The organism is Elstera litoralis (assembly GCF_000963705.1).
Lineage (GTDB): Bacteria > Pseudomonadota > Alphaproteobacteria > Elsterales > Elsteraceae > Elstera > Elstera litoralis.
Map to the genome: position 1 here is coordinate 1 of NZ_LAJY01000026.1, position 9,445 is coordinate 9,445.

Below are 9,445 nucleotides of genomic sequence, written 5' to 3' on the forward strand. Positions count from 1 at the left end.
CAGGACGGTTCATATCGTCGGTATAATTGCCCTTGCCGGTCAAAAAACGCTTATCTTCCCGCCGCTTAACGGAAGTTCCAACTGACGTTACACTCATCGCCTCGTCCTCCCTGAACTCGGACTGATTCTGCTGATATTTATTTTATTATTCAGCAGCTTGCGCGGTTTGGCGCAGCGTTTGGGCCGCGTGTTGAACGGCCTTCACGATGTTATGGTAGCCGGTGCAACGGCAGATATTGCCTTCCAGCCAAGTGCGGATTTCATGTTCGCTCGGGTTCGGATTCTTCACCAGAAGATCCGCCGAACTCATCACCATGCCGGGGGTGCAGAAGCCGCACTGCAAGCCGTGATGCTCGCGAAACGCTTCCTGGACGGCATGGAGCACGCCCGCCTGCGCCAGCCCTTCGATGGTGCGAACCTCGGCACCATTGGCTTGCACCGCAAGGATCGTGCAGCTTTTCACCGAATCGCCGTTCACATGAACGGTACACGCCCCGCATTGGCTGGTGTCGCAGCCCACGTGCGTGCCGGTGAGGTGAAGGTTTTCGCGCAGCAACTGCACCAGCAGCGTGCGCGGCTCAACATCGGCAGAAACTTTTTTTTTTTGCCGTTAACGGTCACCGATACAGAAACTGTGCTCACACCCGAACCCTCCCTTCCGAGGTCAATCGCGCTCCAACGGCCCGCCCTTGTTAAATGGTGCGGTGCCTATTGTTGGTTGTGCGGTGCAGCATTGACGCTGACCCGCCTTCTCGGCGCTTATTTGCAAAAACTACTGTGGTTTCTTTGTGTTACGATTTCAAGCCACAACCGCAACTAACAGCCCGGCGAGAATCAAGAGGAGCCCGGAAATCCACAACCACGGCGCGAGGGCCTTGGTTTCCTGATCGACGACATCAACGATCTCATCCATTGCCTTGGCTTCGTCTGCCGTGGCGGGCGAGGCGGTTTCGGCGGGCGGCGGCGGGATATCGTCCAGCATCTCTGGCGAATCGGCGGCCGTTTCAGCGGCATCCTCGGCATCGAGAGCGGCGGCGCTTTCGGCGCTTACCAGCGTATTGAACTTCTGGAAAAACTCCGCTGCCAGACTTTTCGCGGCACCATCGATCAGGCGCGAGCCGATTTGCGCCAGTTTCCCACCAATTTGCGCATCGACCACATACGAAAGCTTGGTGCCCTCGGGCACGTCTTCGAGCTTCACCGTCGCCCCGCCCTTGGCAAAGCCCGCCGGGCCGCCTTTACCTTCGCCCTGAATGCGATAGCCGTTCGGCGGGTCGAGGTCGAGTAGCGTTACCTGGCCGGTGAAGCTGGCTTTCACCGGGCCGATTTTCGCGGTCACTTTCGCCGACAGTTCGGTATCGGACAGTTTGTCGATGGTTTCGCAGCCGGGGATGGCTTGCCGTAAAATCTCGGGGTCGTTCAGGGCACGCCACACGCGATCTCGCGGGGCGGCGATGATGGTTTCGCCGGTTAGGTCCATTTTTATTCTCCGCTGAAACGATCAAGCTTTACGGTAGCGAGGCGCACTCTGGGCTTCAAGGGGCGCGGTTGGTTTTGGGGCGAAAAGCGCCCGCATCCGTCCATAAGCCTTTAGTCGGCTTGAGCCGGGGCGCGAAACTCGCTATCGACGCTGGACTGAGAAAAAAACGAGGGGAGGGCTGGAATGCTCCGAGGAAAAAGAGGGCAAGGGCTTGTCGCGGGCGTAATCGCCTCGTCGCTGCTGATACTCGCGGGACCGGTTTTTGCCGCCGAAGGGGCGCCGGCGCTCTCGGGGGCGGGATTATCGCTGCTGTGGGCGCTGCCGTTCGCGGGGATTCTGCTGTCCATCGCCCTGTGCCCGCTGTTGGTTCCGGACCTCTGGCATCACCATCACGGTAAGATTTCAGTAGGGTGGGCGGCGCTGTTTCTGATTCCGAGCGCAGCCCTGCTGGGGCTCGATATTGCCGTGTACGAGCTGCTGCATGTGCTGCTGCTCGATTTCGTGCCCTTCATCATTCTGCTGACGGCGCTATTCACTGTTGCGGGCGGGGTGCGGTTGCGCGGCGGTTTCGTCGGCACCCCCGGATCGAATGTGGCGCTGCTGGCCTTCGGGGCCTTGATGGCCGGGTTCATGGGCACGACGGGGGCGGCAATGCTATTGGTCCAACCGCTGTTACGCGCCAATGAACGCCGGAAGCATAAGACGCATGTATTTGTTTTCTTTATCTTTCTTGTGGCGAACATCGGTGGCGCGTTAACCCCGCTGGGCGACCCGCCGCTGTTCTTGGGGTTCTTGAAGGGCGTTAGCTTCTTTTGGTTCACCGAGCATCTGCTGGCGCCGATGGTGGTGACGGGCGGGATTCTGCTGGCGGTTTTTTACGTAATCGACTGGTGGGCCTACCGCAAGGAAGCCCCCGAGGTGCGGGTATTGGGCGACCATGAGCGCGACAATCTCACGATCCAGGGCTTGCGGAACATTGCGCTGCTGATGGGGATCGTTGCGGCGGTGCTGCTGTCGGGCTTGCGCGACCTTGGAACCTTCATCACTGTGTATCATGTGCCGATCAGCGGGCAGCAGTTGGCGCGCGATGCCGCTTTGATCGTGATTATTTTCGTCTCGTTGAAGCTCACCCGGCACGGTATCCGCGACGAAAATCACTTCAATTGGGGGCCGATGCTGGAAGTCGGCAAGCTGTTTATCGGGATTTTCATTACCATCATTCCGGCGATTGCCATTCTACGCGCGGGCTCCGATGGCGCTTTGGCCGAACTGGTGGCCTTTGCCAACCCGAACGGCGCGCCCGATATTGCGCGCTACTTTTGGCTCACCGGGATTCTGTCGAGCTTCCTCGATAACGCGCCGACGTTCCTGGTGTTCTTCAATCTCGCGGGCGGCGACCCCATCGCCTTGATGGGGCCGATGGCAACGACGCTCACGGCGATTTCCGCCGGGGCCGTGTTCATGGGGGCGAATACCTATATCGGCAATGCCCCGAACTTCATGGTGAAGGCCGTTGTTGAACATCGTGGCGTCAAGATGCCGAGTTTCTTCGGCTATATGGGCTGGTCAGTGGCACTCTTGGTGCCTACCTTCATCGCGGTGACGTTTATTTTCTTCCGCTGAGGGGGCATGGATCGACCAATCCTGATTGCGGGCGAGATTTACAGGGATTCGAGCTACGGGCGGCGGCATCCGCTGGCTATCGCGCGGGTCTCGTCCACGGTCGATCTCATCCGCGCACTCGGTTGGCTCGATCCCGCCCATTATATTGACGCGCCCCAGGCGACGCCGGAAGAGCTCGCCCGCTTTCATACGCCCGACTATATCGCGGCGCTGTTGGAAACCGAGGCGACCCAGGCGGCCCCTTTAGCGGTGCGGGAGAAATATAACATCGGGCGCGCGGGCAATCCGATCTTCCCGGAAATGTTCCGCCGCCCGGCCACCGCCGCCGGGGCGGGGCTGATGGCCGCCGATCTGATTGCCCAAGGCGCGCACTGCATCCATTCGCCGGCGGGCGGCACCCACCACGGACGGCCGGCGCAGGCGAGCGGTTTTTGCTATGTTAACGACCCCGCCCTCACGCTCTTGCGGCTGCTGGATCAAGGGTTTACGCGCATTCTCTATCTCGACTTTGACGCGCACCACGGCGACGGGGTGGAAGCCGCCTTTACCGGCGATCCGCGTGTTCTCTGTGTGTCGATCCACGAGGAAAAAAACGTTGGCCCTTCTCCGGCGCGCTGACCGACCGGGCGGAGGGCTCGGCCTTCAATCTGCCCGTGCCTGCCGATTTTAACGATAGCGAGCTTGGTTTTATTGTCGAAACCCTCGTTCTGCCGGTGGGTCGGGCCTTTGCGCCGGAAGTCGTGGTGATCCAGGCGGGGGCCGATGGGCTGGCGGAAGACCCGTTGAGCCGCCTGACCCTCTCCAACGGCGCGCTGTGGCAGGCGGTTCGGGCCGGGCAGGGGCTCGCTCCGCAGGCGATCATTCTCGGTGGTGGCGGTTATAATCCTTGGTCGGTGACGCGCGCCTGGGCAGGGCTGTGGGGCTGCCTGAATGGGTTCGATCTGCCAGGCCGTCTGCCTGCGGCGGGCGAGGCGGTGCTAAGGGGGCTCGTCTGGGATCACCGTTTGGGCCGCGCGCCGCCCGAAGACTGGTTCACCACTCTTCGGGACCCGCCGCGTCCCGGCCCGATCCGCCCGGAGATCTCCCAGGGCGTCGATTGGCTGCTGGCGGAGGCGGCGCGGGCTGGGCTATAGGGAAAGCCTCTGGAGAGGGAGACTATCATGCGGCTGATTATTGCGCTTTGCCTTCTGGTTGGGCTTGCCGGGGTGTTCCCTGCACCTATTCGTGCCGAAACCTTGTTGGCGCAAGGCACGCAAAGCTTCGAGAAAGCGCCGCTGACCATCCGTAGTCAGGGCCGTGACCTGCGCTTTACGGTGGAACTGGCCCTCACGCCGGGGCAAATGTCGCAAGGGCTGATGTACCGCCGGGCGCTGGCCCCCGACGCCGGAATGCTGTTCTTGCATCCGCAGGAACAGGAGTTGGCGATGTGGATGGCCAATACGCTGATTCCGCTCGATATGCTGTTCATCCGCGCCGATGGTCGGATTCATCGCATTCAAGAACGCGCGGTGCCGCTGTCGGAAACCACGATCAGTTCCGGCGGGCGGGTGAAGGCGGTTCTGGAGCTTGCCGGCGGCGCGGCGGCGCGGCTCGGGCTGAAGCCCGGCGATGTGGTTGTTTTCCCCGGCCTCGGCACGCCTTAAAGCCGCCGGGAGTTTTCCGCTGTTGCACCTGCGACACTGACCCGGTAAAAGCCTTACGAACGGTCGAACCGTGATGTCGGGGCGTAGCGCAGTCTGGTAGCGCGCCTGCTTTGGGAGCAGGATGTCGGGGGTTCAAATCCTCTCGCCCCGACCAAACGGTTCTGCGACCCTCTCTTGCGGAAGAGCTTACACCCATGTCCTTGCCCGTTATCGCCACCGCCGGTCCCGCCGCCCGCATTTATCGCCCGGCGAAGAACGCTATGCAGTCGGGCAAGGCCCTAACTAAAGCCTGGGTGCTGGAGTTCGAACCCACCGCCGCCCGCGTGCCGGAACCCTTGATGGGCTGGGTCTCGGGTCGCGATACGCAGGCGCAGGTTCGGCTGAGCTTCGATACGAAGGACGAGGCAGTCGCCTACGCCCAGCGCAATGGTTTGGCGGCGACGATCAGCGAGCCGCAGACCGCGAGCTTGAAAATCCGCGCTTACGCCGATAACTTCCGCCCGGGCCGCATCCGCTGGTAGCAGCGGTGGCCATCGGGCATCGGCGCCCGTAGCTCAACAGGATAGAGCAACCGGCTTCTACCCGGTTGGTTGGGGGTTCGATTCCCTCCGGGCGCGCCAATCCCGTTTTTACTCCGGCTTCAACAGATCCCGGATCATCGTCGCGACATGCTGAACCCCCGCATCGCCCCGGCGACGATTATGCCAAGCGAGGTGCAGGGGAAACCCCTCGGCGGGAATCGGCGGCGCGAACACGGCAAAATCATCGGCGGTGTTAGACGGTAGGCATCGGCTGGGCAGCATCGCGATCATGTCCGACGCCAAAAGCAGCGGCGGCACCATCAGAAAACTGGGCAGAACCATTCCGACGCGCCGGTGCAATCCGCGCTGTGCAAGACTGCGGTCGAGCGGCGTTTGCGTTTCGCCCCGCCCCGACACGAGGATGTGGGGGAACGCCAGCCAGCGCGCCAAAGTGAAATCGGCGGCGGCGGGATGCGCTTTACGCATGGCGACGGAATAGGTTTCGCGCAGAAGCTCAATGCGCTGGATCGACGCGTCCACGTCGGGAAAGACCGATACGGCGAGATCGGAATTGCCCTTGGTCAGCCCGTCCAAGGCGGTGGCCGCGCCGTGCCAGGTTGAATGACGAGATCCAACCCCGGCGCGGTCTTACTCAAGCGGTGATGCAGCGGCCCGACGATCATCGCCGCCGGGTGATCGGCCATGATGATGCGAATGGTCTGGCGCAGCGTGGCAAGATCCGTTTCGGGTGGGTTCACCAGCCCTTGGATATCGGCCAGCAGCGATTTGATCGGCGCGCGGAGGGCTTCGGCCTTTGGCGTTGCCCGCATGCCGGCCTTGCCACGCTCCAGGAGAGGGTCGGCGAACAGATGGCGGCAGCGCTCCAAGGCGGCGGAGGTCGCGGGTTGCGACAGGCCCAGCCGGTCTGCGGCGCGTGAGACATGGGCCTCGTCCAGCAGCGCGTCGAGGATCACCAGCAGGTTCAGATCGATGGTTCGTAAATTCATAAAACGAATAATATACTATAGTAACTATCGATTGGAGTGATTTAAGTCAGCCCCTCATTCTGTCCTCACACCCCCATTGAGGACAACATGATGAGCAAGACCCTAATTCTCCTATTCCACCCGGATCTAAACGGCTCGCGCGCCAATAAGGCGCTGAGCGCCGCCGCCTGGGGCGTGCCGGGCGTGTAACTTGTCGATATGTATGGGCTGTACCCGAGCGGCGCGATCGATGCCGATGCAGAAGTCGCGCGCCTGCTCAGCGCTGATCGGATCGTCTTGCAGTTCCCGGTGCAATGGTATTCCACGCCCGCGCTGCTGAAAGCCTGGCAAGACGCCGTGCTCACCCGGATGTTCTATATCCGCTACGAGCAGGAGGGAAAGCTGTTGGAAGGGGTGCCGTTGTTGGTGGCGGCGACGGCGGGGAATTTAGCCGAAGCCTATTCCTCCACCGGGGAAAACCTGTTTCCACTCACCGATCTGTTGCGCCCGCTGCAAGCGACGGCGAACCGCTGCGGTTTGCCCTGGTCGCCACCGTTCCTGGTTTATCGCGCTAATAAGCTCGCCCCCGAAGCGCTGGCGGTGGCGGCGCAGCGCTACGTGCATCGTTTGAATAGTTGGCGGGAGGGGGCGGGAGTCGGCGAAGCACCGACCCCGGAAGGCGAAATTTCGGCGATTTGGGGGTAGGCCATGATCGCGCTTGCCGCCTATGCGACCCTGATTGGGCTTTTTGGGCAGTTTGCTCTCGCGGGCCTGTCGCTATTTGCCGATGCCGCCCTCTGGGAGGGCCACGTCGGCCTTGGGTTCCTACTGATGCTCCCCATCGGCGCGCTGCTGATTGGAACGCAGCATCACCCCCGGCATCGGCCCTTGCGCTGGTGGGCCTTAGTCACGGCACTGCTCTATTGCCTGCAAATCCTGTGGATGATTTTAGGCGAGGACGGGCCGGGGCTGTTCAAGGCGCTCCATGTCGCCAATGCGCCGCTGCTGCTGATGGCGGCCTTCGTTCTGGCTACCAAGATCGAGCGCCGGGCGGCTAGGGACGCAGCAGCCCGTGACGGGTCAGCAGACTCACCGCGAGCGGCCCCGTAAGCGCGTCGCGCAGGGCGCGGGTTTCGGGCCGGTCGCGCCCGGCGACGATATCGAGCGTATAGCGCAGGCTCACTTCCAGATCGGCGGGGGCGGTGCCGGAGAGTTCCAGATGGGGGCGGTGAACGAGCAGGCTCGCCGGAACGAAGGCCGCCGGGATTTGACCGTCATCGAGAGCCGAGGCAAGATCGGCAAGGGCGGGGAAGGATTGCAGCAGCGCAATCGACGGCGGCTCCAACCGCAGGGATTGCAGGAAGCCGGTGGTGAGGCGAGACAGGGTATCGTCCGCCCCCGTCACCATGCCGATGAGATTGCCCTCCAGCGGCACGACCAGATTGACGCCGGGCCGCAGCCGGATCGGCGTTGCGCGCTCGCTGCGGACGATCAAGACGAGCCTGTCCTTAGCAAAAACCTGCTCGCCGCCGAGGTCGAGCCGCCCGGCTTCCAGTAACTGCCCGCGCTGAGTGGGATCGTCGGTGATGACGAGATCGACGGCGGCATCGGCATCCAGCCGCGCCATAAGCTCGCCCGCGCTGGCGGCTTTGATCGTAATCGGGCGTTTTTGGCGCGGTTTCGGCCAGAATTTCTTTCAAAGGTTCGATCAGTTGAAACGGCGCGAGCAACACGGGGGCTTGGGCTTTCGCCGTGACCGGGCGGGCCGGGGCGGCGGGCTTGGTTTGGGCCAGAGCAGGCATCACGCCGAAAACGAGGGCCACGGTTCCCAACAGCAGGGGGCGACGGGCGATTCCAAAACGGTTCGGCATAATCTCTGGACCTTTCTTTTTAGTGCGATGCGCCGTGTTTATAGAGATCCTGTGGCGAAATTAGGGGCTCGCTGGTGATGTCCCAGGTGCCTTTATCCGTCGCCGCGCGGTTGAAGAAGCAGGAGCGGCGGCCGGTATGGCAGGCGACGCCCTCTTGCTCCACCACAGCCAACAGGCAATCGCCGTCGCAATCGAGCCGCAGTTCGATGAGATGCTGCACTTGGCCGGAGGTTTCGCCCTTACGCCACAGGCTTTGCCGCGAGCGCGACCAGTAGCAAACGCGGCCCGTGGTGAGGGTTTCGGCGACGGCGTCGCGGTTCATCCAGGCCATCATCAGCACCTCGCCGCCGTCTTTCGCCTGGGCGATGACGGGGACGAGGCCGTTGGCGTCGAACTGAACCGCGTCCAGCAAATCGGCAATCTCAGTTCCGGACATATAGGCAGTTCCTTCAAGTCTCACTATGATCGGGGCGGGAGCTTGGCAGAGGGGCGGGCGTTTTTGGCAATCGATCACGATCATAGCTTCTGTGTAACCAGTGCAATGGCGCAGGCGGACGCGCTCTGCGCTGCGCGCGGCGTGCGCCTCACCCCCGTTCGCCGCCGGGTGCTGGAGTTGATCTGGCGTAGTCACGCGCCGGTCGGGGCCTATGCCATGCTCGACGTGCTGCGGCTGGAAGGCTTCAACGCCCAGCCGCCGACCGTCTATCGCGCGTTGGAGTTTCTCAGCGAGCAGGGGCTGATCCACCGGCTCGAATCGCGGAATGCCTTCATTGGCTGCCCGTCGCCCGATCACCCCCATCAGGCGCTGTACCTGATCTGCACTCACTGCGGCACAGTGGAGGAGCAGGAAGACAGCCCGGCGCTAACGGAGGCGCTCACGGCGCTTGCGGAGAAGACGGGGTTTCGGATTATGGGCCGCACGCTCGAACTCACCGGCCTGTGCCGGGGCTGCCAAGCGGCCCAATCGGCGGCGTAAGGGTTGGGGGCCGAAACCCCCAACCGCAAAGATTAAGCCTGGAAGGCTTTCATCCGCTCGAACCCGGCGGCCAGATCGGCTTTCAGATCGTCGATATGCTCAAGCCCAACGCTGAGGCGCAGCATCTGCCCCGGCTCGGTCCAGGCGGTCGCGGTGCGGATTGGGCGCGGGTTGCAGGGCACGATCAGGCTTTCGAACCCGCCCCAGCTAAAGCCCATACCGAACAGCGAGAGATGATCGAGAAACGCCGCCAACGCCGGCTTTTCGATGGGATGCAGGATGATGCTGAACAGGCCGCTCGCGCCAGTAAAGTCCCGCTTCCACAGGACATGGCCGGGGCAGTCG

General features: G+C 62.5%; 13 protein-coding genes, 2 tRNA genes and 1 pseudogene. 9 read left to right on the plus strand and 7 right to left on the minus strand.

Annotation, left to right across the window (positions count from 1 at the left end):
* Positions 1 to 145: 145 nt before the first annotated feature.
* The gene (locus tag VZ95_RS01610; protein ID WP_408606055.1) at positions 146 to 562 is read right to left on the minus strand and encodes a (2Fe-2S)-binding protein; all 417 of its coding nucleotides are present in this window, start codon (positions 560 to 562) and stop codon (positions 146 to 148) included.
* Between the two features lie 237 nt (positions 563 to 799).
* Positions 800 to 1,480: an SRPBCC family protein gene (locus VZ95_RS01615; protein WP_045774328.1), complete on the minus strand. Its 681-nt coding sequence runs from the start codon at positions 1,478 to 1,480 to the stop codon at positions 800 to 802.
* A 183-nt stretch (positions 1,481 to 1,663) separates the two neighbouring features.
* Between VZ95_RS01615 and VZ95_RS01620 the strand changes: the two genes are divergently transcribed.
* From VZ95_RS01620 to VZ95_RS01645, 6 genes and pseudogenes are all read left to right on the plus strand, one after another.
* The gene (locus VZ95_RS01620; RefSeq protein ID WP_045774329.1) at positions 1,664 to 3,103 is read left to right on the plus strand and encodes a sodium:proton antiporter; all 1,440 of its coding nucleotides are present in this window, start codon (positions 1,664 to 1,666) and stop codon (positions 3,101 to 3,103) included.
* Between the two features lie 6 nt (positions 3,104 to 3,109).
* Positions 3,110 to 4,236 (plus strand): annotated as a pseudogene (locus tag VZ95_RS01625) (acetoin utilization protein AcuC).
* 27 nt (positions 4,237 to 4,263) lie between these two features.
* Entirely contained in the window at positions 4,264 to 4,746 is a 483-nt protein-coding gene (locus VZ95_RS01630) for a DUF192 domain-containing protein (RefSeq protein WP_084627510.1), read from the plus strand.
* A gap of 77 nt (positions 4,747 to 4,823) precedes the next feature.
* Positions 4,824 to 4,900 (plus strand) — tRNA-Pro (locus tag VZ95_RS01635).
* A gap of 40 nt (positions 4,901 to 4,940) precedes the next feature.
* A complete protein-coding gene (locus tag VZ95_RS01640) occupies positions 4,941 to 5,267 on the plus strand; it encodes an ETC complex I subunit (RefSeq protein ID WP_045774330.1) in 327 nt (108 codons plus the stop codon).
* Between the two features lie 22 nt (positions 5,268 to 5,289).
* Positions 5,290 to 5,366 (plus strand) — tRNA-Arg (locus tag VZ95_RS01645).
* 9 nt (positions 5,367 to 5,375) lie between these two features.
* On the opposite strand, the gene VZ95_RS24920 is transcribed toward VZ95_RS01645, so the two are convergent.
* Together VZ95_RS24920 and VZ95_RS24925 are read right to left on the minus strand one after the other, a co-directional pair.
* Positions 5,376 to 5,861, minus strand: a complete 486-nt coding sequence (locus tag VZ95_RS24920; protein ID WP_198148022.1) for a LysR substrate-binding domain-containing protein — start codon at positions 5,859 to 5,861, stop codon at positions 5,376 to 5,378.
* Positions 5,849 to 6,274, minus strand: a complete 426-nt coding sequence (locus VZ95_RS24925) for a LysR family transcriptional regulator (protein WP_198148023.1) — start codon at positions 6,272 to 6,274, stop codon at positions 5,849 to 5,851. The genes VZ95_RS24920 and VZ95_RS24925 overlap by 13 nt, the downstream gene beginning before the upstream one ends.
* A 198-nt stretch (positions 6,275 to 6,472) precedes the next feature.
* Between VZ95_RS24925 and VZ95_RS01655 the strand changes: the two genes are divergently transcribed.
* A complete protein-coding gene (locus tag VZ95_RS01655) occupies positions 6,473 to 6,958 on the plus strand; it encodes an NAD(P)H-dependent oxidoreductase (RefSeq protein ID WP_198148024.1) in 486 nt (161 codons plus the stop codon).
* 3 nt (positions 6,959 to 6,961) lie between these two features.
* Complete coding sequence (locus VZ95_RS01660) at positions 6,962 to 7,363, plus strand: DUF6220 domain-containing protein (RefSeq protein WP_052711387.1); 402 nt, start codon at positions 6,962 to 6,964, stop codon at positions 7,361 to 7,363.
* Here VZ95_RS01660 and VZ95_RS01665 read toward each other — a convergent pair.
* Together VZ95_RS01665 and hisI are read right to left on the minus strand one after the other, a co-directional pair.
* Positions 7,308 to 7,880, minus strand: coding sequence for a substrate-binding domain-containing protein (locus VZ95_RS01665; protein ID WP_045774331.1), 573 nt, complete (start codon positions 7,878 to 7,880; stop codon positions 7,308 to 7,310). The two genes, VZ95_RS01660 and VZ95_RS01665, sit on opposite strands and share 56 nt — an antisense overlap.
* A 263-nt stretch (positions 7,881 to 8,143) precedes the next feature.
* Complete coding sequence (gene hisI / locus VZ95_RS01670) at positions 8,144 to 8,560, minus strand: phosphoribosyl-AMP cyclohydrolase (RefSeq protein ID WP_045774332.1); 417 nt, start codon at positions 8,558 to 8,560, stop codon at positions 8,144 to 8,146.
* A 63-nt stretch (positions 8,561 to 8,623) separates the two neighbouring features.
* Here hisI and VZ95_RS01675 point away from each other — a divergent pair, with 63 nt between their 5' ends.
* The gene (locus VZ95_RS01675) at positions 8,624 to 9,100 is read left to right on the plus strand and encodes a Fur family transcriptional regulator (RefSeq protein ID WP_269747042.1); all 477 of its coding nucleotides are present in this window, start codon (positions 8,624 to 8,626) and stop codon (positions 9,098 to 9,100) included.
* 32 nt (positions 9,101 to 9,132) lie between these two features.
* Here the strand turns inward: VZ95_RS01675 and VZ95_RS01680 are convergent.
* On the minus strand, positions 9,133 to 9,445 hold a 313-nt coding region (locus VZ95_RS01680; protein WP_045774334.1), incomplete at its 5' end, for a PLP-dependent transferase.